The organism is Halarchaeum sp. CBA1220 (genome assembly GCF_003721175.2).
Lineage (GTDB): Archaea > Halobacteriota > Halobacteria > Halobacteriales > Halobacteriaceae > Halarchaeum > Halarchaeum grantii.
Genome location: NZ_CP054707.1, coordinates 1,076,520 through 1,099,693 on the forward strand (window position 1 = coordinate 1,076,520; position 23,174 = coordinate 1,099,693).

Annotated in this window: 29 protein-coding genes and 1 tRNA gene; 13 read left to right on the plus strand and 17 right to left on the minus strand. The window is 70.5% G+C overall.

Annotation, left to right across the window (positions count from 1 at the left end):
• Positions 1-122: 122 nt before the first annotated feature.
• Positions 123-207, plus strand: a tRNA-Ser gene (locus EFA46_RS05775).
• 83 nt (positions 208-290) lie between these two features.
• Here the strand turns inward: EFA46_RS05775 and EFA46_RS05780 are convergent.
• From EFA46_RS05780 to EFA46_RS05790, 3 genes are all read right to left on the minus strand, one after another.
• Positions 291-656, minus strand: a complete 366-nt coding sequence (locus tag EFA46_RS05780) for a hypothetical protein (protein WP_123074210.1) — start codon at positions 654-656, stop codon at positions 291-293.
• 92 nt (positions 657-748) lie between these two features.
• Positions 749-2,275: a 2-isopropylmalate synthase gene (locus tag EFA46_RS05785; RefSeq protein ID WP_123074209.1), complete on the minus strand. Its 1,527-nt coding sequence runs from the start codon at positions 2,273-2,275 to the stop codon at positions 749-751.
• A gap of 162 nt (positions 2,276-2,437) precedes the next feature.
• On the minus strand, positions 2,438-2,782 hold the full coding sequence (locus EFA46_RS05790; RefSeq protein ID WP_123077242.1) for a DUF192 domain-containing protein: 345 nt from the start codon (positions 2,780-2,782) through the stop codon (positions 2,438-2,440).
• Positions 2,783-2,868: 86 nt separating this feature from the next.
• Between EFA46_RS05790 and EFA46_RS05795 the strand changes: the two genes are divergently transcribed.
• The 4 genes from EFA46_RS05795 (at position 2,869) to EFA46_RS05810 (ending at position 7,027) form a co-directional block, all read left to right on the plus strand.
• Positions 2,869-3,594, plus strand: coding sequence for a hypothetical protein (locus tag EFA46_RS05795; RefSeq protein WP_123074208.1), 726 nt, complete (start codon positions 2,869-2,871; stop codon positions 3,592-3,594).
• A 106-nt stretch (positions 3,595-3,700) separates the two neighbouring features.
• On the plus strand, positions 3,701-4,516 hold the full coding sequence (locus EFA46_RS05800; protein ID WP_123074207.1) for a hypothetical protein: 816 nt from the start codon (positions 3,701-3,703) through the stop codon (positions 4,514-4,516).
• Between the two features lie 75 nt (positions 4,517-4,591).
• Positions 4,592-5,143, plus strand: a complete 552-nt coding sequence (locus EFA46_RS05805; RefSeq protein ID WP_123074206.1) for a GMP synthase subunit A — start codon at positions 4,592-4,594, stop codon at positions 5,141-5,143.
• 6 nt (positions 5,144-5,149) lie between these two features.
• Positions 5,150-7,027 (plus strand): DUF2070 family protein, encoded by a 1,878-nt coding sequence (locus EFA46_RS05810; RefSeq protein ID WP_123074205.1) that lies wholly within the window; start codon positions 5,150-5,152, stop codon positions 7,025-7,027.
• Positions 7,028-7,366: 339 nt separating this feature from the next.
• On the opposite strand, the gene EFA46_RS05815 is transcribed toward EFA46_RS05810, so the two are convergent.
• The 8 genes from EFA46_RS05815 to pth2 form a co-directional block, all read right to left on the minus strand.
• Positions 7,367-7,609 (minus strand): DUF3194 domain-containing protein, encoded by a 243-nt coding sequence (locus EFA46_RS05815; protein WP_123074204.1) that lies wholly within the window; start codon positions 7,607-7,609, stop codon positions 7,367-7,369.
• 7 nt (positions 7,610-7,616) lie between these two features.
• The gene (locus EFA46_RS05820) at positions 7,617-8,000 is read right to left on the minus strand and encodes a prefoldin subunit beta (protein WP_123074203.1); all 384 of its coding nucleotides are present in this window, start codon (positions 7,998-8,000) and stop codon (positions 7,617-7,619) included.
• Between the two features lie 243 nt (positions 8,001-8,243).
• The gene (locus tag EFA46_RS05825) at positions 8,244-8,510 is read right to left on the minus strand and encodes a KEOPS complex subunit Pcc1 (RefSeq protein ID WP_123074202.1); all 267 of its coding nucleotides are present in this window, start codon (positions 8,508-8,510) and stop codon (positions 8,244-8,246) included.
• A gap of 19 nt (positions 8,511-8,529) precedes the next feature.
• A complete protein-coding gene (locus tag EFA46_RS05830) occupies positions 8,530-8,664 on the minus strand; it encodes a DNA-directed RNA polymerase subunit P (RefSeq protein ID WP_123074201.1) in 135 nt (44 codons plus the stop codon).
• A 2-nt stretch (positions 8,665-8,666) separates the two neighbouring features.
• Positions 8,667-8,954: a 50S ribosomal protein L37ae gene (locus EFA46_RS05835; RefSeq protein ID WP_123074200.1), complete on the minus strand. Its 288-nt coding sequence runs from the start codon at positions 8,952-8,954 to the stop codon at positions 8,667-8,669.
• A 53-nt stretch (positions 8,955-9,007) separates the two neighbouring features.
• Positions 9,008-9,730, minus strand: a complete 723-nt coding sequence (locus EFA46_RS05840) for a DUF2103 domain-containing protein (protein WP_123074199.1) — start codon at positions 9,728-9,730, stop codon at positions 9,008-9,010.
• 69 nt (positions 9,731-9,799) lie between these two features.
• Positions 9,800-11,149 carry a tRNA pseudouridine(13) synthase TruD gene (truD, locus tag EFA46_RS05845; protein ID WP_123074198.1) on the minus strand — a complete coding sequence of 450 codons (1,350 nt, stop codon included), beginning with the start codon at positions 11,147-11,149 and terminating at the stop codon, positions 9,800-9,802.
• Positions 11,149-11,487 carry a peptidyl-tRNA hydrolase Pth2 gene (pth2, locus tag EFA46_RS05850; protein ID WP_123074197.1) on the minus strand — a complete coding sequence of 113 codons (339 nt, stop codon included), beginning with the start codon at positions 11,485-11,487 and terminating at the stop codon, positions 11,149-11,151. The genes truD and pth2 overlap by 1 nt, the downstream gene beginning before the upstream one ends.
• 90 nt (positions 11,488-11,577) lie before the next feature.
• Between pth2 and dcd the strand changes: the two genes are divergently transcribed.
• Entirely contained in the window at positions 11,578-12,186 is a 609-nt protein-coding gene (gene dcd, locus EFA46_RS05855) for a dCTP deaminase (protein ID WP_123074196.1), read from the plus strand.
• Positions 12,187-13,086, plus strand: a complete 900-nt coding sequence (locus tag EFA46_RS05860; protein ID WP_123074195.1) for a thiamine-phosphate synthase family protein — start codon at positions 12,187-12,189, stop codon at positions 13,084-13,086.
• On the opposite strand, the gene EFA46_RS05865 is transcribed toward EFA46_RS05860, so the two are convergent.
• The 5 genes from EFA46_RS05865 to EFA46_RS05885 all read right to left on the minus strand — a co-directional run bounded on the left by EFA46_RS05865 (position 13,083) and on the right by EFA46_RS05885 (position 18,160).
• Entirely contained in the window at positions 13,083-13,913 is an 831-nt protein-coding gene (locus EFA46_RS05865) for a hypothetical protein (protein ID WP_123074194.1), read from the minus strand. The genes EFA46_RS05860 and EFA46_RS05865 overlap by 4 nt on opposite strands.
• 132 nt (positions 13,914-14,045) lie before the next feature.
• Positions 14,046-14,831: a 4-phosphopantoate--beta-alanine ligase gene (locus EFA46_RS05870; RefSeq protein WP_123074193.1), complete on the minus strand. Its 786-nt coding sequence runs from the start codon at positions 14,829-14,831 to the stop codon at positions 14,046-14,048.
• A 56-nt stretch (positions 14,832-14,887) separates the two neighbouring features.
• On the minus strand, positions 14,888-15,754 hold the full coding sequence (locus tag EFA46_RS05875; RefSeq protein ID WP_123074192.1) for a pantoate kinase: 867 nt from the start codon (positions 15,752-15,754) through the stop codon (positions 14,888-14,890).
• A gap of 299 nt (positions 15,755-16,053) precedes the next feature.
• Positions 16,054-17,355, minus strand: coding sequence for an aspartate--tRNA(Asn) ligase (gene aspS / locus EFA46_RS05880; protein ID WP_123074191.1), 1,302 nt, complete (start codon positions 17,353-17,355; stop codon positions 16,054-16,056).
• Positions 17,356-17,449: 94 nt separating this feature from the next.
• Complete coding sequence (locus EFA46_RS05885) at positions 17,450-18,160, minus strand: phosphoglycerol geranylgeranyltransferase (protein ID WP_123074190.1); 711 nt, start codon at positions 18,158-18,160, stop codon at positions 17,450-17,452.
• 163 nt (positions 18,161-18,323) lie between these two features.
• Between EFA46_RS05885 and rnhA the strand changes: the two genes are divergently transcribed.
• Complete coding sequence (gene rnhA / locus EFA46_RS05890; RefSeq protein WP_123074189.1) at positions 18,324-18,920, plus strand: ribonuclease HI; 597 nt, start codon at positions 18,324-18,326, stop codon at positions 18,918-18,920.
• Entirely contained in the window at positions 18,913-19,464 is a 552-nt protein-coding gene (locus EFA46_RS05895) for a rnhA operon protein (protein ID WP_123074188.1), read from the plus strand. The genes rnhA and EFA46_RS05895 overlap by 8 nt, the downstream gene beginning before the upstream one ends.
• Positions 19,465-19,497: 33 nt before the next feature.
• Here EFA46_RS05895 and EFA46_RS05900 read toward each other — a convergent pair whose 3' ends face one another.
• Entirely contained in the window at positions 19,498-19,851 is a 354-nt protein-coding gene (locus tag EFA46_RS05900; RefSeq protein ID WP_123074187.1) for a PadR family transcriptional regulator, read from the minus strand.
• A 114-nt stretch (positions 19,852-19,965) separates the two neighbouring features.
• On the opposite strand from EFA46_RS05900, the gene EFA46_RS05905 reads away from it, so the two are divergent.
• From EFA46_RS05905 to EFA46_RS05920, 4 genes are all read left to right on the plus strand, one after another.
• Positions 19,966-20,499 carry an inorganic diphosphatase gene (locus EFA46_RS05905; RefSeq protein WP_123074186.1) on the plus strand — a complete coding sequence of 178 codons (534 nt, stop codon included), beginning with the start codon at positions 19,966-19,968 and terminating at the stop codon, positions 20,497-20,499.
• Between the two features lie 377 nt (positions 20,500-20,876).
• On the plus strand, positions 20,877-22,226 hold the full coding sequence (locus EFA46_RS05910) for an alkaline phosphatase family protein (RefSeq protein WP_123074185.1): 1,350 nt from the start codon (positions 20,877-20,879) through the stop codon (positions 22,224-22,226).
• A 33-nt stretch (positions 22,227-22,259) separates the two neighbouring features.
• A complete protein-coding gene (locus EFA46_RS05915) occupies positions 22,260-22,682 on the plus strand; it encodes a hypothetical protein (protein ID WP_123074184.1) in 423 nt (140 codons plus the stop codon).
• Positions 22,679-23,170, plus strand: a complete 492-nt coding sequence (locus EFA46_RS05920; RefSeq protein WP_123074183.1) for a hypothetical protein — start codon at positions 22,679-22,681, stop codon at positions 23,168-23,170. Before EFA46_RS05915 ends, EFA46_RS05920 begins: the two co-directional genes overlap by 4 nt.
• Positions 23,171-23,174 lie beyond the last annotated feature (4 nt).

The window sequence follows — 23,174 nt, forward strand, 5'->3', positions numbered from 1 at the left end:
TATGCGGTGACACGTATCACCATAGGGTTGCCGGTCGCTCGGACACACCGGGGTCGACCCCGCCGCGTCGCTCGCCCGCGAATCGAAACGGCTAAAGTCGAACCCCGAATAGAAGGGAGTGAGCCGAGGTAGCCTAGCCTGGCCAAGGCGGTTGCCTCGAAAGCAACTGTCCATACGGACTCGTGAGTTCAAATCTCACCCTCGGCGTCTTCTGTTGAACCCGCACGCGATAGCGACGGGTCCCTCGTTCGCATCCGGATAGCGGTCGCTTCGTGCGGCCGGAGCCAGCGTCACGTCGCGCCGTCGAGGACGTCACGGATGGCGACGGCGACCTCCTCGAAGCGCGCCGTCGAGAGCGGGTCCGTGGTGACGAAGACGCCCTCGTCGCCGACGACCACGCGCGTCAGCGCGCCGTCCTCGTGGCCGTGGATGGTGTAGTCGTACGGCCCCAGCTCCGAGTTCGCGCCCGTCTCCCGGCGCTCGAAGCCGCTTCGCTCGTTCTCCACGAACGACGCCAAGTCCGCGCTTCGCTCCAAGTCGTCGCGGAGGTAGACCTGTTCGTAGTCGTCTTCGGTGAAGTAGACGACGCTGCGCAACGAGTCGCCGATGGCGCTTCGACACGCGCGCGTCAGTTCCTCACTCGGTGGGTCGCTCATACTGCATCACCATGCAGGGTGTTGGCACGCGACACGTAAAGTCGGTCCGGCGGACCGAGGGTGCCCCGTGGCGACGCGCGTTTCGGTTCGCGTCAGTCGTCGGCGGGGACGGTCTCCTCGCCCTCGACCTCGGGGAGGAGGCGGTCGAGCGCGTCCAGCACCGCCGTGACGCTCGCGACCGTGATGTCGGCGTCGCTCGCGGAGACCGACACCGAGCGGTCGCCGCGCGAGACCTCGACGTCGACCGTGACGACCGCGTCCGTCCCGCCCGTGATCGCGTCCACGTGGTAGGACTCGAGGTGGAAGGAGAACTCGGAGCCGAGCGCCTGGCGCGTCGCGGAGAGCGCGGCGTCGACCGGGCCGCTCCCCGTCCCCGCGGCCGTGCGCTCGTCGCCGTCCACGCGCACGCGGACGCTCGCCGACGGCGTCCCCGATCCGCTCGCCGCCGTCAGGTCGAGGAGTTCGACGCGGCGCTCGCGCGAGCGCCCGCGGACGTCCTCCGCGATGGTGAGCAGGTCAGCGTCCGTGACGCGACGGCCCTTCTCGCCCAGCGTCTTCACGCGCTCGACGACAGCCGCGAGCGCCTCGTCGTCGAGCTCGACGTCGTGCTCGGCGAGCGCCGCGCGGACGCCGGCGCGCCCCGCGTGCTTCCCGAGGACGAGGCGCCGCTCCCGGCCGACGGCCTCCGGCGGGTAGGGCTCGTACATCCGCTCGTCCTTCAGGGTGCCGTCCGTGTGGATGCCGGACTCGTGCGCGAACGCGTTCTCGCCCGACACCGCCTTGTTCGGCGGAAGCGGGATGCCCGTCGCCTCCGCGACGTAGGACGCGACCTCGTAGAGGTGCTCGGTCTCCATCGGCTCGACGTCGTAGCAGTGCCAGAGCGCGATGGCCATCTCCTCCAGAGCGACGTTGCCCGCGCGCTCGCCGATGCCGTTGATGGTGCCGTGCACGAGGTCCGCGCCCGCCGCGATGCCCGCGAGCGCGTTCGTCACCGCGAGCCCGAGGTCGTCGTGCGTGTGCACGCCGACCGGGCCGTGCTCGGCGAGGCGACTGACGCCCTCGTAGACCTCCTCGGGGGAGGCGTGCCCGACCGTGTCCGCGAAGCAGAAGCGGTCCGCGCCCGCGTCGAAGGCGGCCTCGGCCTGCGCTTCGAGGTAGTCGTAGTCGGCGCGGGAGCCGTCCTCGCCGATGACCTCGACCCAGAGGTCGTGGTCCTTCGCGTACGCGACGAGCTCGCTCGTCTTCTCGACGACCTCCTCGCGCGTCGAGCCGACCTTCCCCTCGACGTGCCGGTCGCTCGCCGGGACGACGATGTGGACGCCGTCGACGCCGCAGTCCATCGCGAGGTCGACGTCGCGCTGGACGCCGCGACAGAAGCTCGTGATGCGCGCGTCGAGGCCGAGGCCCGTGACGCGCCGGATCGTCTCGCGCTCCGCCGCGCTCGTGCAGGCGCTCCCGGCCTCGATGGCCGCGACGCCCGCGTCGTCCAGTCGGCGGGCGATGCCCGCCTTCTGGTCCGCGCTGAGGGAGACTCCGGGCGCCTGCTCGCCGTCCCGGAGCGTCGTGTCTAGGAACTGTACGTCGCCGTCGCTGAGGGTGTCGTTCGAGAAGAAGTCCATCGAGAACTCGCTGGTTGTGTTCGGGGTTTCGTTACCGTCGGATTTCACGGCCAGCCGCCTTGCGGCGACTTCCTCTATCCTCCGACGACTGTGGTGTCGTCATCGTGTCTGGACGAACACGCCCGAACTACATAAACCGGTCGGGTCCGACACGAACGACCGTCAGGGTTCGACGCGGACCGTGTCGCCGACGCGGACGCCGTCGGCCCGGCCGGCCGGGAGCTCGATCAGCCGGTCCGCCTCCGCGCTCGCGAGGCCGGTCCACGCCGCCAGCGTCGCCACGCGCTGGACCTCCTCATCGACGAGCCAGAGCACGTCGATGGCGAACGGGACGAAGACCATGTGGACGTCCCGGCGTGCTCGCCCCCCGAACTCGAAGACGAGCGCGTACCCGGGCGGTATCGAGCGCCGGAACATCAGCCCGCGCGCCCGCGAGAGGACGGAGTCCGCGACCTCGACGTCGCTCGCGAGGACCGACTCGCCGCCGCGCTCGTGGACGACTCGCACGTCCATCGAGAGGCGACGCGACGGCTTCACGCTTTCCGTCCGGCGCACGGGAAGCGCTTTTGGCGCCGCGACGCGAGTCGACCCGTGTGAAGAAGACGCCGACCGGGACCGCCGTGGGCGTCGACGACCCCTACGACCACGCCGGGGTCTGCGACCACGTCACGGGCGACGGAAAGTGCCGCTACGCCTTCGACTTCCCCCAGCACGACCCCGCGTTCGCCGACCGGCGCGCCGCCGACGGCTACCGCTGTCCGGTTGCGGACGACGACGACGCCGCGTGGCGCGACTGCCCGCACTACCGCTCGACGGCGAACGCGGGAGCGAGCGACACGGCCGAGAGCGACGGCCACGAGTGCGCGCGCTGCGGCCTCGCGGAACGCCGGAACGCCCACGACGACAGCCGCCCGCTCCTCGAAGAACACCATCTGGCGTATGCGGACGAGCGACGCGAGTCCGCAGACGAAGCGAGCGCTGGAGGCGCGAGCAACGCCGGCGAACGTAGTGAGCCGGCGGAACACGCGAACGGTGAAACCGTGAGCAGTACGGACGAGCGAAGCGAGTCCGCGAGCGACGCGACCGGCGACGCGACCGGCGACGACGGCGTCAGCCACGAGATAACCGTCACGCTCTGTCGGTGGTGTCACAGCGCCGTCCACGACTCGTGGGCGCGCATCGACGACGACGCGAGCCCGTCCGCCGAGGCGCTCGCCGAAGCCGAGGGCCGACGCAGCGACGAACTCGACGAACTCGGCTTCGAGACGGCGGCCACGCGGTCCGAGCGTAGCGAGAACCGCGACGAGAGCGAGCGCTGAAAGCGCGAGCAACGCGGGCCGAGCAACGGGGAGCGGCGACGCGTGAGCCACGCGACTGACGCGGACGACGTATTGATGCCGCTTCGCTCCCGACCTCTCCTCGAGCATGAGCCAGAGGCGCGACCGGTTCGAGCGCGGCGTCCGCGAACTCTACGGGCGGGCGGTGCGCGTCCCCCTGCCGGACCCCGAGGCCGAGCGGACGCACTACGAGAACATGACGCGCATCGCCGACGGTCGGGACCGGCAGGCCGCGTTGCTCGCCGACCCGGACGCCCCGCTCTCGGCGGCGCTCGACTACCTCGTCGACGAGATGGGCAACGGCTTCGAGCACCGCCTCCGCCGGCTCGTCGGCGACGACTACGACGGCGTCGCGGACGCCTACGCCGCCGGCGAGCGCGACGACTGGGTCGGCGAACTCGCCGTCTACTACCGCGAGTGCCTCCACCGCATCGAGGAGCACACCGCCGTCGACGACCAGGTCTGCGTGCTCGTCGTCCTGCGCTATCCCGACTCGTTCACGGTGAACTTCTGCTTCGCCGAGGGCGCGCTCCCCGGGGGTGGCGTCCGCTTCGAGTCCCCGACCCACGCCGGCGTCGACGCCGACGACGAGTACGCCGAGCGCTACTACGCGGAGAGCCAGTACGCCCAGCGCGAGGCCGCCGACTACGTCCGCGAGGGCGGCGACGTCGTCCGGGAGCAGTTCCCCGACCCGGAGACGACGCCGCTCGCGGAACGCGGATACGGTGGCTTCACCTACATGACCGGGCGGCGAGACGACGTCTTCGCCGACCTCCTCGAACCCGTCGCGCCCGACCCCGAGCGCTTCGCGGACGCCGTCGACGCGCCGTGTCTCGTCCCTGAAGGCCCCGAAGCACGGCGCGTCCGCGAGACTCACCTCCCGGACGCCGACGTCGTCGCCTAACTCCCGTCGGACGGTCGGCTTCCGCTCCGACGGGACTACGAGGACTTTTTAGGCCGACGCACTCTACCGTGAGCCATGACTCGAATCGCCGTCGTGGACAACCACGGCCAGTTCACGCATCTGGAACACCGCGCCCTCCGCGACCTCGGCGTCGACACCGACCTCGTCGACAACGACACCGCGCCGAGCGACCTCGCCGCGTACGACGGCCTCGTCCTCTCCGGCGGCCCCAGCATGGACCGGACGGGCCGCTGCGACGAGTACCTCGACCTCGACGTGCCGATCCTCGGCATCTGCCTCGGCATGCAGTTCATCGCCGCCGAGTACGGCGGCGAGGTCGGCGGTGGCGAGTACGGCGGCTACGCCGACGTCACCGTCGAAATCGTCGAGGGGGACGACCCGCTCGTCGGCTCGCTCGCCCCCGAGACGCGCGTCTGGGCGAGCCACGCGGACGAAGTGAAAGCGGTCCCCGACGGCTTCACGCGCACCGCCACCAGCGACGTCTGCGACGTCGAGGCCATGAGCGACACCGAGCGCGAGCGCTACGGCGTCCAGTGGCACCCCGAAGTCGCCCACACCGAACGCGGCGACGTCGTCTTCGAGAACTTCCTCGCGCGCTGCGAGTAAGCGCCCATGACCGAGACGCAGGGCGACCTCGCGGCGCTCTCCCGGTTCATCTTCCGCGCCCCGAACTGGTACGTCAGCGTCGGTTTCAGCCTCCTCGTCGCCGCGCTCGCGGGTATCGGCGCCTTCGACGCCTCCTACATCCTCGAGGACGCCTGGCAGGGTGTCTTCTACATCGGCCTCCCCACCGTCGCCGCCAGCCTCCTCACCACGCCCGTGGACCGCTGGCTCGACGGCCAACTCACCTACAACCGCTCCTCTCTGCTCGCCCTCTGCTGTGAGCTCATCGTCATCGCGCTCCTCGCCGTCGCCAGCGTCATCGCCGTCCTCACGAGCCTCGGCCAGAACTTCGTCTTCGACGTCCTCATCGCCGCGCTCGCGCTCATCTTCGCGCTGCGTCTCCTCGTCGTGCTCGCCGTCTCGCGCAACAGCCTCCCGCTCGCCGCCATCCCCGCGAGCATCCAGACCGCCACCGCCGGCCTCCTCCTCTTCGTCTACAGCGGCGCGATGCGCTACGTCTACCAGGGCGGCGGCCCCCTCTTCACCGCCCTCCTCTCGCGCCCCCAGAGCGCGCCCTCCCGGCTCCTCCTCATCACGCCCGACGACCTCCTCCTCCTCGTCGGCATGAGCGCTCTCTACGCCCTCGTCGCGTACGGCTTCGTCCGCACCGTCGACCGTCCGTGGCGCCAGAGTCTTGGGGTGTCGGGCCTCGACTTCCTCCGCGGGTTCATCGGCCACATCGCCGAGGGCTCGCGCGAACTCGAGGACTTCTTCGAGCAGATCGGCGAGGACGCCATCGTCCCCGTCACCGTCCTCTCCCTCCGTCGCCCCGACGGCGACGAGAAAGCGCGCTTCGTCCTCCCGATGATCCACCCCGGGCCGATGGGCGAAATCGGCGGCGGCAACCTCCCCCAGCGCATCGCCGAGACCGCAGACGGCCTCGCGTTCCCCCCGCACGCCACCGCCGGCCACGACTTCAACCTCGTCACCGAGCGCGAAGTCGACACGCTCGTCGACGCCGCCGAGCGCGCCGCCGCGAACGTCGAGTACACCCGTGACGCCACGCGAAGCACGCGCGTCCAGCGCGGCGACGCGAGCCTCATCGGACAGGGCTTCGGCGACGACGACGCGTTCATGGCCGTCACGTTCGCGCCCGCGTTCGCCGACGACATCGAGTACGCCGTCGGCCTCGCCGCCGCCGCCGAAGCCCGCTGTGCCGGCCTCGGCGACGTCCTCCTCGCGGACGCGCACAACTCCAACAACGGCCTGCAGGGCGAGGACCTCGGCCACGTCGTCCCCGGCTCGCATCGCTCCTTCAACCTCATCGAGGGCGCCGGCGACCTCGGCGAGGCGCTCGCCGACGCCGACACCGCACCGCTCGAACTCGGCACCGCGTGGGACCGCACCGTCTGGACGCCCACGGAAGGCATCGGCCCGCTCGGCGTCCGCGTCGCCGTCACCGCCGTCGACGGCCAGCGGACGTGCTACGTCCTCGTCGACGGCAACAACATGGAACCCGGCCTCCGGGACGCACTCGTCGACGCGCTCGTCGACGCCCACGGCTTCGCGCGCGACGCCGTCGAGATCATGACGACCGACACCCACATCGTCAACACCGTCAAGTCCGAGAACCAGGTCGGCGACGCCCTCGACCAGGACGCCCTCCGCGACGTCGTCCTCGACCTCGCCGGCGACGCCGCCGCCGACCGCGAACCCGTCGAGGCCGGCGTCGCCACCGAGCACGCCGAAGTCACCGTCTTCGGCAACGACCGCACCGAGACGCTCGCCAGCCACGCCAACGCCGTCATCGCCCTCGGGAGCGTCCTCGGCGCCGTCGTCGTCGCCGTCACCGTCCTCATCAGCGCGCTCATCTTCTTCCTGACGTAGGACTTTTTTGCCGTGATACGAGAGGCCGCTGGCCTCTCGGCATGACGAGAGAGCCCGCTCTCTCGAACCACACCGCTCGCGACAAAAACCTCCAGTAAAAAGGCCGCGAGCGCCGGCGGCGCTCGCGGTGGATGCGTCGCAGTTCCGCACCCACTGCATCGCCCGCGTCCCGGAGTGAGGGTTCTTCAGCGATGACGGCACCACCCCCGTACGTGTAACCGAGCGACCGCGCGGCGGCCCCGCGAGACACCGGCCCGACCGCCGCGCGACCCACCGAGGCCGGCCGTTTCGCCACACCCACGGCTCCGCGAGTCGTGCGAACCGGAAGAACGGGAGGGGCTACTCTTCCGCCGCGAAGAGGTCGTCGACGGCCTCTTGGCCGACGCGCGCCGCCTCATCCGCGAGTTCGTCCGCCTCGACATCCGCCTCCGGTGCGTTCAGGTAGACGTCCATCGTGAGGACGCCGTCCTCGAACGACACCGCGACGTCGAGGTCGCGAACGTCCGACTGTTTCACCCGCGAGAAGATGTAGCCCTCTGCGGCTTCCGCGGCGGTCTGAACGACTTCTTCATCGCTCGGCATGGGTGGCTTACGCGCCGCCCGCGCCGGGACCGCCCATCATGCCGCCCGCGCCGCCGAGCATGTCCTGAAGCTCCTCCTGGAGCTCCTCGAACTGGCTCTCCACGCGCTGCTCCTGCTTCTCGAGGGACTGCACGCGGATCTCGAGGTTGTCGACCTTGTCCTCGAGGTCGGCCTGCGCCTCCTCGTAGTCGGTCTCGACGAGCAGCTCGCCGACCTCGCGGTACATGACGGTGTCACCGTCGATGTCCTCGAGCTCCTCGAGCGCCGTCTCGGCCTCGGTGAGCTGGGTCTCGGCCTGCTGCTTCTGCGTCGCGACAGTCTGGGCCTTCTCCTGAAGGTCCTGCAGCTCCTCGAGCTTCTCCTGTGCCTCGGGCGGAAGGTTGCCCTGCATGCGTGGACCGTGCACGCCCGGAGGTAAAAACCCCCGCTTTGCGTTCCGTCGCGCCCCGTCAGCGGGCGAGCGCGTCGAGGCCCTAGGAGGCGGCGCTACCGTCGGCGCGGGCCGTGAACCATCCCGTCTCGAAGCCGGTCGAAAGGGGGGAAGGGGGGGAGTAGACGAGGGCGGGCTGGTCCCGGCCCCGTCCATCGGACCGGCGTGTAGTCGTGACGACTCCGACACGCAAGAGCCTACGACCTAGCTATGTTGGTTCGCCGTGCGCCGCCCGGTCTCGTAGGTCGATTCGGCGACGCCGACGAGCGTCGTCCACGTGTTCACGCCCGCCCGGAGCGCCGTCAGGTCCGCGCCCTCAACGGTGACGCGGACGGTGTCGCCGTCGCGCTCGACGGCCGCGTCCGTCCGGTCGCCCTCGATGTCGCTGGCCTCCACGCGAACCGCGCTGTACACGGCCGCCGCTACGCGGGGTGTGTCGTAGGAGAAGACGAGGGACGTCCGGTGTGACATGGTCCCTCTCGGCGTCGACTTACTGGACGTCGACTTCCTTGACGTCTCGGCTCCGCTCCTTCAGCAGGACGCGGTGCCCGCAGTAGGGGCACCGGACGCCGCCGTAGGCGTCGAGTTCGACGTCGCGCTTACAGCGGGAGCACTTGTAGGACATGCTTACGCCTCGGTCTCGTCCTCGGCGAGCGCGGTCCGGATGGAGCGCGTGACGGCCTCGCCGCCGGGCGTGGAGGGGCGGTACGCGCCGCCGGCGTACTTGTAACCGCACTTGCCGCACTGCCAGATGCCCGTACCCTTGCGGTCGACGGCGTCCGTGCCGCACTCGGGACAGGCGTGGTCGTCGTTCGTGTCGCTCTCGATGTCGCTGACGCGGCGTCGGGCGACGCGACCGTAGCGTGCACCGAACCGGCCCGCGCTTCCGGTGTTACTGGAGCCCTTGCTGGCCATGATATCGACCACTAGCTCTAGCGCGCACATAAGCCCTGCGAGTCGCGACTCGCCTATCCGTCGAGGTCCGCGTCCGCGAGCGCTTCGTTCAGGTCGTCGCGCACCCGCTCGCCGGTCTCGCGGTCCATCGCCGTCGTGACGACGCGGTTCTCCTGCACGCTCGACCCGTCGCGGATGAGGAGGCGGACGTTCCCGTTCGCGTCCGCGCGCGTCACCTTCGCGCGGACGCCGCCGCGCGCGCCAGAGCCGCCCGCCTCGATGGGGCCGGGAATCACCTTCTTCACGTGCGGGTGCGCGGCGACCTCGCGGATGGCGCGCTGGCCGACGCGCCCGCCGATGAGCGTGCTGTGCGTCCCGCCGATCTTCTCCGCGGGCGCCTTCTCCACGACGTCGAGCTCGCGTTCCCCGCGGCGCTCGAGGACGGCGGCCACGGGGTCGTCCTCGGGGACGCGGTAGACGGTGTAGTGGAGGTCGGCGCGCACCGCCTGCACGACCGACCGGTCGCCCGCGACGTACACCTCCTCGGGGCGCTTGCGGCGCACTTCGTCGGCGATTCGGCCCGCGAAGTTCCGCAGGCGTCGCCCCTCGAGGTCGGTGTCCTCCTCGGGCGTCGTCGCGATGTCCGTCCGGCCGACGACGTCGTCCTCGTCGAGGAACGTCAGCGTCGCGTGGTCCGGGTCGGCGTGCACGACGACGGTGTCCGCGTTGCGGGTCTCGCAGACCAGGCAGTAGTCGCCCGGTTTCTCGAGAGGCGTCCCGCAGCGCGAACACTCCATACCGCCGCGAAGGCGACTCGGACGTAAAACCCGTGTGGGTTCAGCGGGGGTCGATGCGGGTGCGAGGCCTCAGAGGTCGAGCGGGCCGGCCTTGAGGTACTCGCGCAGGAGCACGGTCGCGTAGCTCCCCTTCGGGAGCGCGAAGTCGAACGTCAGCGGGTCGGTTTCGACATCGAGGTCCGTGGTGAGGAGAATCGCGCGTCGCGTCCCCGTGGAGTCGAACGCGCCCGGGAGGTCGAAGTCGCCGGGCTCGACGCCGACCGTCTCGCAGACCGCGCGCTCTATCTCCCCGGGCTCGCCGTCGCCGAACTCGGTGTCGGTGCCGACGAGGGGCGCGGTGACGAACGCCCGGCCGCGCTCGACGTGGCGGTTCACGACGTCGACCCGCCGCCCGGTGACGCGCTGGCGGCGGTCCGTGTCGGGGAGGACGGGGTGGCCGTCGTCGTCCGCGAAGCAGACGACGTCGCCCTCGACCGCCCGGTCGAACGGCAGGCCGCGCTCGAGGCGCTCGGAGAGAATCAGGTTGAAGACGTAGGACTGGGCGGCGTGCACGAAGAGCCGCTGGAGGTTCGACGGGAACGTCTCGAGGGCCTCGCGGAAGTCCTCCGCACTACTCCCACCGTTCTCCGCGAGCGTGTTCAGGACGGCGCGCTCGTAGCGCAAGTGGCGCGGGAACGTCTCGATGGCCGCGCTCCAGTCGCGCTCCTCCTCGACGCGCGCGCGGGCCTCGCGGGTCTCCGGCGGCTCGTGCTCGGACGGGTTCCCGACGTACGCCATCACGGCGTCCTCCCACTCCCCCCGGAGGACGTGGAGGCCGACCTCGTGGGTGATCGCGCGATAGCTCCCGAAGCGCTGCTGGCCGAAGTAGTTCGGGACGCCGACGGTCGCGCTCGTCCGGTCGTCGCCGTCGCCGCCCTCGCCACCGCCCCCGCCGAACGCCGCGAGTTCCTCCGTGACCGCCGCGACGGGGTCCGAGTCGGCGTCGCGGACGACGATGGTGAAGTCGTTCCCCCGGAGGTCGCCGAAGCGGATGGGGCGGCCGGCGCGCCCCACGACGTCGAGCTCCGCGTTCGAGACCTCGGGGAGGTCGTCGGCGGCGACGCCGCGCACGCTGAAGAGCTGTGTGGTGACGGCGTTGCGGTCCTTCGTCCCCGCCCACGAGACGCGCTCGCGGCTGATACCGAGCTTGTTCGAGAGGTCGCGCGCGAAGCCGTTCGTGTCCCAGTTCGTGAGCGTCGCGCGGAAGACGAGGTGCGGGTAGTCGCCGGTGTCGGCGTCCGCGGGTTCGGTGTCGAAGGCCTCGAGTTCGCGCACGCGGAAGTCGGCGGCCGCCTCGCGCAGCGACCCGCCGGTGCCGGGCGCGTCGCTCGCGTAGTACTCCATGCCGACCGCGCGCTCGAGCGGGTGGGCCTCGCGCATCAGTAGAGCGAGAGGTCGCCCGTGACGGCGTCCACCTGATTGTCGGGCGCGGGGCCGACCGCGCACGTCGTCGCGGTGCCGGGTTCGAGCTCGGTGCGGCCGGCGTCCCGGACGATGGCGCTCGGGAGGCCGGCGCGGCGCGCCTCCTCCGCGACGTCGAGGAGCTCGTCCTCGGAGCCGACCTTCACGACGATCTTCGGCTGCCCGGCGTCCTTCCACGCGCGGACGGCGTCGGGGTCCGCTTTCTCGGCCGCCTGGAGGGCGGCGTGAGCGACCTGCGCGGCGAGCTTCCCCCGCCCCATCCCGAGGTCGGTCCGGGCGGCGATGACCTGCTTCATACCGAGAGACGGGGGGCGCGCGGACATAGGCGTGGCGACCCGCGTCCCGAGAGAGGGTCGTTTAACAGCCAGCGGCTCCTCGGGTCCGGTATGATACTCTCCGACGCCGACCTCCTCGACCGGATGGAGGCCGGCGACTTGGTCGTCGAACCGCTCGACGACCCCGAACTCCAGATACAGCCCGCGAGTATCGACGTCCGTCTCGGCAAGCGCTTCCTCGAGTTCCAGCACGCGAACATCCCCTGCATCCACCCGACCGACGAGACCGAGGTCGAGGAGTACGTCGACGAGACCTACATCGAGGACGACGAGGAGTTCATCCTCCACCCCGGGGACTTCGTCCTCGGGACGACGAAGGAGCGCGTCGAAGTCCCGCCCGACCTCGTCGCGCAGGTCGAGGGGCGCTCCTCGCTCGGTCGACTCGCCATCGTCGTGCACGCGACTGCGGGCTTCATCGACCCCGGGTTCCGCGGGAAGATCACGCTCGAACTCTCCAACCTCGGCACCGCGCCCGTCGCGCTCTCGCCCGGCATGCGCATCAGCCAACTCGTCTTCACCGAGCTCGCGACGCCCGCCGACCGGCCCTACGGGAGCGGGCGCGGCTCGAAGTACCAGGACCAGGACGGCCCGCAGGCCTCGCGCATCCAGGGCGACGAGGAGTTCGGCGGCGACCAGCACGACGGCGGGGGTGAGCGCTAGATGCGCTTCCTCGAGGAAGTCGTCGTCGAGGAGTTCCTCCCGACGTACCGCTCGCTGCTCGCGGCGGCGCTCCGCGAGCGCGGTCTCACGCAGCAGGCGGTCGCCGACCTCCTCGGCGTGAGCCAGAGCGCGGTCTCGAAGTACGCGAAGGGCGACGTCGGGGTTCGCGACGACATCGCCGACGACGAGCGCGTGCAGGCGCACGTCGCGGAGGTCGCGGACGGCCTCGCGGACGGGACGCTCTCGCGGGTCGGCGCGCTCGCGGAGGCCGAAGCGCTCGTCCGCGACCTCGAAGCCCCGGGGGACGTCCTCGCGGACATCCACACCGAGCAGATGCCGGAGCTCGCGGGGATGGACGTCGACTTCCGCGGGACGGGCGAGGACGCCCTCCGCGAGCGCGAGCACGTCCTCGCGGACGTCCGTCGCGGCGTCCGCCTCCTCGAACGCACCTCGGGGTTCGCGACGCTCATCCCGGCGGTCGGCTCGAACCTCGTGGAGTGTCTCGCGGACGCCGAGACGCCGGAGGACGTCGCGGGCGTCCCCGGGCGCATCTTCGACGTGATGGGGCGCGCTGAGGTCCCCGCCGACCCCGAGTTCGGCGTCTCCGAGCACGTCGCGCTCGTCCTGCTCGCCGCCCGCGACGCGGGGAGCGACGCGCGAGCCGCGCTCAACGTCGCGTACTCCGAGGAGACGATAGCGGCGCTCGCCGAGCGCGGGCTCTCACCGGTCGAGTTCCCGGCGGAGGCCGAGGACCTGCGCGCGGAGATACGCGCGGTCGTCGACGCGAACCCGGAGACGCGCGTCCTCTACCAGACCGGCGGGTTCGGCGTCGAGCCGAACGTCTACGTGCTCGGCGACGACGCGCCCGACGCCGTCGCGTCCGTCCGCGACCTCCTCTAGGGCGCGGCGACGCGGAAGAGCCCGCGCGGCTGGTGGCGCGTGCGCTCGGTGAGCGCCACGCGGAACCCGGGGCGGTCGCCCTCCATCGGCGTGAACTGGACGTCCGTCCCGGGACGCCGCCGCAGGAGCTCGACGGCGACGGGGAGCGTCAGCACGTGCTCGCGCTGGCCGAGCGCGTAGCCGTCCAGCTCGACCGTGTACGCGCCCGCGTCGTCGGCGTCGTCCTCGACGCGGTAATCCTCGATGAGCCCGGCGTCCGCGACGCTCGTGAGGCTGCTCACGAGGGCGTCGTCGTGTCCGCCGGTGGGGGTGAGGCGGCCGGCCGCGCGGTTCAGCACGACCTCCTGCTCGTGGTCGTCGAGCGTCGCGTCCAGCACCGCGCCCATGCTTCGCAGGAGGAGCAGACAGAGGTCGTCCGGGTCGGTGACGGTCTCGGCGGCGTCGAGGTAGGCGTCCATGACGGCGCGCTCGGCGTCGCGAAACCCGCCCCCGGAGAGCGTCTCGAAGACGGCGGCCGCGACCTCGTGACAGAACTCGCTGCGCGAGGGGGTGGCGGGCGCGACGGCGTCGCGCTCGGCCGCCGGCGCGGGGAGCTCGCGAACGATGACGTCGTAGTGCGGGAGTCGCGGGTCGTACTGGCGGAGCTCGTCGCGATAGGCGTCCACGAGGTCGGCGGCGCGCGAGGCGCTCTCCCGGTCGGGGAAGCGCCGGTCGCCGGACGGCACGGGACGCTCGCCGGTCCGGGCGCACGCGAGATAGTAGCGCCCGTCGCGGGCCGCGTGCCCGTCGAGTCGCTGCCGTATCTCGTCGAGCGTCTGTCCGACCATCTACGCCACCTCCCGGATGCTGCTCCGACGCATATCGTTTAGGCGAGCCTAAAACAACTTAGCGGTTGCGGTGTGCGACGGTGTCTCGCAATCAGCGTGCTCGTCCATCGCACACACCGTCTCGCCCGCTCCTCACTCCGCTCCGTCGCGTCCTGCCTCCCCGTCGCGGTCGAGCGCTCCTCCGCGAAGGCGGCGTTCAGCGGCCGCTAAGGTCGCCTCACGGTCGAACCCCGCCACTATTTCCTCCAGTTCCTCCCGGGACGCCCCCCGGAGGTCGCGGGCGTGCGCCGCGACGTTCGGAACCGCGCGCACGACGTTGTCAATGATCGGCACCGTCGCCGTCTGTGCGCTCCGCGAGAGGGGGTTCAGGTCGATCACGACCTCCGTCTTCCCCATCTCCCCGAGCGCCTCCGCGCGGTCGCCGTCCTCCAGCGGCACGAGCACCACGTCCGCGTCGTAGATGCCGTCGGAATCGACCTTCGCGCGCTCGTGCGACAGGCCGGGAATGCGCGCGTCCGCCGTCAGCCCCTTCACGTCCTCCGCGCCGTGCTCGCGCAAGTGCTCGGCAATCGCCCGCACCCGTTCCTCCGTCCGCCCGAAGAGGTTCACCTCGACGTCCGCGCCCGTCGCCTCGGCGAGGTCGACGACCGCCTCGGGCACGAGCGCCGCGACGTTCCCGTTCACGCTAATGACCGGGTGCTCCGCGAGCAGGAAATAGGCCGCCGCGACCCGCTCGGCCTCGTCCGCGCTCGGAATCGTCTCCTCGCCCAGCAGGTAATCGAAGGCCTCGCCGCGACCCTCCGCGATCAACCCCTGCTGGCTCGTGATCCCCTTCTCCACGCCCGCCTCGATGCGGTGGCGCGTCAGCAGTGACTGATACCGCGGGTGGTCCTCCGGGACCTCGACCTCGTCGCTCATACCCTCACTCGACGCGCTCGCGCCAAAAACGCCGCGTCTCCACGCCCGCAGTCGGCCTACTCGTCGCGCTCGCCCGCGCCGTTCGCTCCGTCCGCCGCAGTCAACCCCGCGCCGCCCGGGTGGACGCGCGTCGCCGCCGCGTCGTAGCCCGCGTCCGTCAGGCCGTGCCCGAGCGCGAACACCGTGTGGCCGAGCATCGCCATCGACGCCTCGCCGCCCGCCTCCACCACGTCGTCGACGATGCCCGACACCTCGTCCGTCAGCAAGCCCGCCTGCTCCGCGAACCAGCGCGAGCGCTCGACGAACGTCGCGAGCGTCGGCTCCTCGCGGACCTCCTCGAGGGCCTGTATGCCCGCCGTCGAGAGGCGCGCCGTCGATCCCGCGAGCACGTCCGCCGTCGAGAGCTCGCCCAGCGAGACGTACTCGACGCGCGCGGCCGCCGGCACCCCGTCGAGCTCGCCGTGCGGCGGCGCGCCCGGGTCGAGACGAAGCGGTACGCCGCCGCGCGCCTGCGCGACGACGTCGCCCAGCCCCGTCCCGGCCTCCACCTCGCCCTCGTGTGCGACCCGCACGAGGTCGTTCTCCGTGCGCGCCGCGCCGAACACCTCGTTCGCCGCGAGCGCCGTCCCGAGCGCCATCCCGCCGGAGACGCCGAACCCCGCGCCGACCGGGAGCGCCGTCTCCGCCGCGACCGCCGCCGTGACGTCCAGCGCATCGAGGACGTACTCGACCGCCGGCACGGACGTCTCCCGTCCGTTCAGCGTCACCCGTCGCTCGTCCGCCCGCTCGACGCGGACGTCCACGCCGTCCGTCAGCGTCAGCCCCCCGCCCCGCGACCCCGCCTTCGCGGGCGTCGCCGCGCGGTGTACGGAGAAGAACCCCGTCACGTGCCCGGGGACGAACGCCGTCGCCTCGTCACTCATTGCGCCACCCTTCCGCACCGTCGCGGTTAAACGATTCGAGAAGCAGTCGGCCGTACCCACGCGCCGTGCGGACGCCGAAACGGCACGGCGACACCGCGCGACGCGCGGCGTGTCCCTACTGGCTCGTCGACGTTCTCACCTTACGGCGAGAGCCGTTGCCGATCACGGACGACGCTGGCGCGTCTTCCTGGGCCGACAGGTCTTCCCCTTACGGTCTCAGACGCTGTCGGTCTCGCGGGAACTCAGTCGTTCCGCTTCGCTTCACTCCTTGCTCCCACTCGCCGAACAGCGCCGTCGCCTTACGGCGACAGGCGCTGTCGGTCTCGCGGGAAGAGGACCGCTTCCCGGATGTTGTCGAGGTCGAGCATCGTCATCACGAGGCGCTCGACGCCGTACGCCCACCCCGCGTGGGGCGGCATCCCGTACTTGAACATCTTCGTGTAGTAGTCGAACTGCTCGGGGTCGAGGCCCTGCTGCTCGAAGCCCTCGACGAGCGCGTCGTAGCGGTGCTCGCGCTGTCCGCCGGAGACGAGCTCCATGCGCGGATGCATCAGGTCGAAGCCCTTCGAGAGCTCCGGATCGTCCTCGTAGTCCTGGATGTAGAAGGGCTTGATCTCGGAGGGCCAGTCCGTGATGAAGTAGTGCCCGCCGACGTCGTCACCGAGCGCGCGCTCGGCCTCCGTCGAGAGGTCGTCGCCCCAGACGAGCTGCTCGTCGAGCTCGCCCGTCGCGTTGATGCGCTCGATGGCCTCCTCGTAGGTGAGGCGCGGGAAGTCGCCGTCCGGCGACGCGAAGTCGTCGTAGCCGAGGAGTTCGAGCTCCGCCGCGCAGTTCTCCTCGACGGCCTCGTAGGCCGCCTTCAGGGTGCCCTCACAGACGTCCATCGCCTCCTCGTGGTCGATGAACGCGGACTCGAAGTCGATCATCGTCGCCTCGTTCAGGTGGCGGGGCGTGTTGTGCTCCTCCGCGCGGAAGATGGGCCCGACCTCGAAGACGCGCTCCAGCCCGCTCCCGACCATCAGCTGCTTGAAGAGCTGCGGGCTCTGGTTCATGAACGCCTCCTCGCCGAAGTACGTGATCGGGAAGAGCTCCGTGCCGCCCTCGGTCCCCGTGGCGACGATCTTCGGCGTGTTGATCTCCGTGCTCCCGATGCTGCGGAAGTAGTCCCGAACCGCGCGCAGGATCTCCGCGCGGATCTCGAAGACCGCCTGCACCTCCTCCTTGCGGAGGTCAAGCGTGCGGTTGTCGAGGCGCGTCGAGAGGTCGGCGTCGACCTTCCCGGAGGGGTCGAGCGGGAGCTCCGCGTCCGCCTCGTTCAGGACGTCCACCGACTCGGGGAGCATCTCGACGCCCGTGGGCGCGCGGTCCTCCTCCTCGACGTCGCCCGTCACCGCGATGACGGACTCGCGGTGGACGCCGAGGCCCGTCTCCACGAGCTCCTCGTCCATCTCGTCCTTCTCGAACTTCACCTGGATCTTCCCGGAGGTGTCCCGGAGGATGAGGAAAGCGATGCCGCCGAGGTCACGGACCTCGTGCACCCAGCCCGCGACCGTCACGTGGTCGCCCGGCTCGGCGTCGGCCGTGTACGTTCGGTTCTCCATGCGCGCCACTACCGGCGTCCCGCGCTTAAATTGCGGCCTTTCGCCGCGCGTGTGCGAGGCCGTCGCGCACCCGCACCGCTCGGCGCCCGACGGGCTACTGCTCCGCTTTGCCGTCGCGTGCGCCCTCCACGGTCTCGCGGACCGCGTCCACGCCATCGTCGTGCAGGAGGTCGCCGACGACGACGACGTCCGAGCGCTGGCCCATCAGGTAGGCGTCGTCGTAGTCGTGGACGCCGCCGCCGTAGAACAGCGTCGCCTCCTCCAGGGCGTCGTGGGCGGCCGCGACCTTCTCCGGGTCGCCCAGCGTCCCCGAGTACTCGACGTAGACGACCTCCTGTCCGAGCATCCGCTCGGCGACTTTCGCATATGCCGCGACGTCGTCCGCCGTCTGCTCGCAGTCCGCGTCCGTCAACTCCGCGACCGACGCCTCCTCGTTCAACACGATGTAGGCCTCCGTCGTCGTGCGCGACCAGTCGATGGTGTCGATGCGGACCCACTCCTTGTGCGCGCCCGTCACCCACGCCACGTCGCCCGCGTTCAACACCACCGGGACGAGATAGCCGTCGAGGGCGTCGTCGTCCACGACGACCGCCGGGTTCGAGGGCTCCTGATAGAGCGGGACGTCGTGCGTCCGGCAGGCGTCGATGACGCGCCGCATCTTGTCGCTCGTCACGTCGAGCGTCCCGCCGATCTCGATGGCGTCCGTCCCGGTCTCGCAGACGTCGTCGAACGTCTCGCCGTCCACGAGGTCCTTGTCCGGGTCGACCTTGAGAACGTGATCCCAGTCGGCCCACGGGGAGTTCATGCCTCGGGGTATCACTCCGGGCGAGCAAAACCCCTTCGGACCGCCGCGAGCGCGACGCTCGCTCTCCGTGCGGCGCTCGCTCCGGGTGCGGCGCCCTCACGTTCGTTCGGTTGCCGCATGGAACGACAACCCATTTACTCGCCGCCGTCCCACGATACACCGAATGCCGGTCATCGACTGCGACCCCGACGTCGCCCGCGAGCGCCTCGACGCGGCGGGTGCGGACGTCACCGAGGGGAACACCGAGCACGAGCGCTGGCGCGCCACGGTCGGCGACGCCACCGTCGTCGCCTACGACGACCAGGTGGTCGTGCAGGGCGCGAGCCCGATGGACGCCCTCGCCGTCATCGAGGAGCATGGCGGGCGCGTCCACGGCTACTTCGACGGCGCGTCGCGCGGGAACCCGGGGCCGGCCGCCGTCGGCTGGGTGCTCGTCTCGCCCGGGGACGGCATCGTCGCCGAGGGCGGCGCGACCATCGGGACGATGACGAACAACCGCGCGGAGTACGAGGCCCTCCTCGCCGTCCTCGAAGCCGCCGTCGACTTCGGCTTCGACGAAATCGAACTGCGCGGCGACTCCCAACTCGTCGCCAAGCAGGTGACCGGCGAGTGGGACACGAACGACCCCGACCTCCGCGAGCGCCGCGTTCGCGCCCGCGAGCTCCTGTCCGAGTTCGACAACTGGTCGATAACGCACGTCCCGCGCGAGGTGAACGAGCGCGCGGACGAACTCGCCAACGACGCACTCGACGATGCCTGACCTCCCGGACGACACGGTCGCGGAGGCCGAACGGCTCACTCGGCTCGCGCGCCGCGCGAGCGACGAGGACGAAGCGAGCGTCTACCGCGAGGAGCGCGCCGCCCTCCTCGGCGAACACGGCTACGTCGCGCGCGAGCGGGAGGACGACGGGCACGTCACGCTCGTCTGCTACCCCGAGGCGTGGCTCGACGACTCCGGGACGATACGCATGGACGCGGTCGACCCCACGGACGCCGTCGAGCGACCGCTCGGCGGCCCCGGCGACCCCGAGTACTGGGACGACGTCGCCGAGCACAACCGCGAAATCGCCCGGCGCGTCCACGAGGCCCACGGGAGCGTCCACGGCGAGACGGCGACGGCGCTCGCGGCGTTCGCGAGCAACCACTACGCGAAAGCCGTCGAGGAACTCACTGCCGAGGAACTCGCAGAGTTCCGCGAGGACTACTTCGTGCGGAACGCGTGGCCGAGCGCGGACCAGCGCGACGCCCTCACGGAGTCGCTTCGCTACGCGTTCGAAGCGGCCGGAAAAGAACTGCCGACGTAGACGACGGCCCCGGCGCCGTCCACGCGTGGCGTGTTACTCGTTCTCGGCGACGACGTCGCGGATCGTCGCGGCGCGCTCGTCGTTCACGATGAACTTCCCGAGCGCCCACGAGAGGTCGTCGAGGACGGCCTCGAGGCCGTCCTCGGTGAGCGCGTACTGGTTGGTGCGCTTGTCGAGTTCGCTCTTCTCGACGAGCCCCTTGTTGACGAGGTCGTCGAGGTTCGGGTAGAGCCGCCCGTGGTTGACCTCCTCGTCGTAGTAGTCCTCGAGCTCGCGCTTGACGGCGAGCCCGTATCGCGGTTCTTCCGCGAGGACTACGAGGATGTTCTTCTGGAACGCTGTCAGATCACGGGCGACGGTGCGCACCGTGGGTTGTGCCTCTGACATACCTAATTTAATGACATGCAGAGTATTTAAACGCTTCTCAAGCGAACGGGAAGTTTTATTACGCCTCTGTAACCCGAAAGGCCCTTTACGGCGTCCAACACAGTCAGAACCGCCATGGTCAATCTCTGGGAAGACCTCGAAACCGGGCCCGACGCGCCCGACACCGTCTACGCGGTCGTCGAGTGCCTGAAGGGCGAACGCAACAAGTACGAGTACGACAAGGACATCCCGGGCACGGTGCTCGACCGCGTCCTCCACAGCAACGTCCACTACCCTTCGGACTACGGCTTCATGCCGCAGACCTACTACGACGACGAGGACCCCTTCGACGTCCTCGTCCTCGTGAAGGACCAGACGTTCCCCGAGTGCGTCATCGAGGCTCGTCCGGTCGCCCTCATGAAGATGGACGACGACGGCGAGCAGGACGACAAGGTCATCGCCGTCCCCGAGGAGGACCCGCGCTACGACCACATCGAGGACGTCGAGGACCTCACCGACCAGAAGAAGGCCGAGATCGCGGAGTTCTTCGAGACGTACAAGAACCTCGAAGAGGGCAAGGAGGTCTCCGTCGGCGACTGGGAGGACGCCCAGGCCGCCAAGGACGCCATCGAGCACGCGCAGGACCTCTACGAGGAGCACTTCGGGTAACGCGGCCGGCGGCCCTCGGAGAACACGCATCGAACCGGACGGCCACGCTCTCACGTTTCTCTCGTCCCGATTACCGGCAGGAATCGCGCCGTCGCGACCGATTCGTTATGCGTATGGGTAATCTTTTGGCCGTATCCGCCCTACGAACGCGTATGTCCACGGAGCACGCCACGGCGGGCCTCGACCACCTCACCGTCGTCCCCGAGAACTTCGACCCCGACGCCGACGAGGACGGGGAGCGCGACGACGCGTAACGCCACCCAGGCCGGCGCGACACGCGACGGCGCGGTCTGCGCCTCGGTGTGGCGCGAGTCGTAGGCAGAGGCGAAACGTCGTCACGAACGAAGGTTCTTATGGCGCTCGGTGAAAGGAATCGTATGGGACTCTTCGACCGACTCCGTGGTGACGACGGGCCACGGGTCGCCTTCATCGGTATCGACGGCGTGCCGTACTCGCTCGTCGCGGACAACCCCGAGGTGTTCGAGAACCTCACCGAGATCGCCGAGAACGGTGCCGGCGGCGCCATCGAGAGCATCGTGCCGCCCGAATCGAGCGCCTGCTGGCCCTCCCTCACCACCGGGGTCAACCCCGGGAAGACCGGCGTCTACGGCTTCCAGGACCGCGAGACCGGAACCTACGACACCTACGTCCCGATGGGCCGCGACGTGCAGGCGACCCGGATCTGGGACCGCGTCACCGACGCCGACCGCTCCGCGTCCGTCTTCAACGTCCCCGTCACGTTCCCGCCCCAGCGCAACGTCGACCGGATGGTCTCCGGGTTCCTCTCCCCCGGCGTGAAGAAGGCCTCCAACCCGAGCGACGTCGCCGACTACCTCGACGAGCAGGGCTACCGCATCGACGTTAACGCCAAGCTCGGCCACAAGGAGGACAAATCGGAGTTCATCGACGACGCCCACCGCACCCTCGAGAAACGCTACGAGGCCTTCGACCACTACCTCACGGGGGACGACTGGGACCTCTTCTTCGGCGTCTTCATGACCACCGACCGCGTGAACCACTTCCTCTTCGAGGACTACCAGCGCGACGGCGAGCACAAGGAGGAGTTCCTCGACTTCTACCGGCAGGTCGACGACTACATCGGGAAACTCCGCGACGCCGCGCCCGACGACGTCACGTTCGTCATCGCCTCCGACCACGGCTTCACCACGCTCGACTACGAGGTCCACCTCAACCAGTGGCTCGAAGACGAGGGATGGCTCTCCTTCGAGTCCGACGAGCACGACAGCCTCGGCGACATCGACCACGACACCCGCGCGTACGCCTTCGTCCCCGGGCGCTTCTACCTCAACCTCGAAGGCCGCGAACCGGACGGAAGCGTCCCCCAGGAGGACTACCACGAGGTCCGCGACGAACTCAAGGCGGCCATCGAATCCCTCGAGGGCCCGGACGGCCAACCGGTCGTCGAGCGCGTCGTCGAGAAGGAGGACGCCTTCGCGGGCGCGCACGACGAAATCGCGCCCGACCTCGTCGCCATCCCGAACCACGGCTTCGACCTGAAGGCCGGCTTCCGTGGGTCCGAGGAGATATTCGAGAAGGGCCCGCGTAACGGCATGCACTCCTTCGAGAACGCGACGCTCGTCACCGACGAGCCCCGCGTCTCCATCGACGAGGCCAACCTCTTCGACCTGACGCCGACGATGCTCGACCTCATGGAGATCGACTTCGACGCCACCGAGTTCGACGGCGGTAGCCTCGTCCGGGGCTAACCTTCTTGTAGGGTAGCGGGGCCACCCCGGCGCATGCCGACCGAGACACCCCGCCCCGAAACCGCCCACCGCGAGACCCGACGCGACGCCCGCGCACCCGACATCGCGTCGCTGGACGCGCGTCTTCGCGCCGTCGAACGCGTCGCGCACGGTGCCGACCCCGGCGGCGACACCCCGGCCGACGACATCGCCGCGCTCGCCGACCGCCTCGACACCGTCGAACGCCGCCTCGACGACCTCGACGCGGCGACGCAGGCCCTCCAGGGGTGCGTCGGCGACATTGAGGCGGTCAACGAGTCGGTCGAGCGCCGCGCGAACGCCGCGCTCGCCGCCGCCGAGCGGCAGCCCGCCGCCCACCCGATTCCCGACCTCCCCGGCCCGGACCCCGCGCCGGAACCGGCGCAGAATGCCGATAGCAGTGACGACGGCTTCCTCGCGCGCCTCCTCGGGAAGTGACGCCGCTCCGCGTCGCGCTCGCCGTCGTGCTCGCCGCCGCGCTCACCGTCGCCGCCGCCCCTGCCGTCGAGGACGCGCGCGAGAGCAACGCCGCACGCGCCGGCCAGACCGCCGCCGACGACGTCCGGGACGCCGCCGTCGCGCTCGCCGCGAGCACGCCCGCACCGCCCGGCGCGCCCGCCGCGACCCGCACCGTCACCGTCTCCCTCCCGCCCGCCGACGCGACGACGGCGCGCGCGTCGCTCCTCGTCGGTACCGGGTACGGTGACGCCGCGACGACCGACGTTCTCGTCGTCCGCGCCGGCACTCGCACGCGCACCACTCCCCTGCCCGTCGACGTCCGCGTCGTCGCGAACGGTACCGTCGCCCCCGACGACACCGGCCTCGCCGTCACGGACCGCGCGACGCTCGACCTCCGCTACGTCCGCTCCGACGGCCGTCCAACCGTCCTCGTCACCGCGCGACGCGGCGCGCGAGTTTATACGTGAGGGC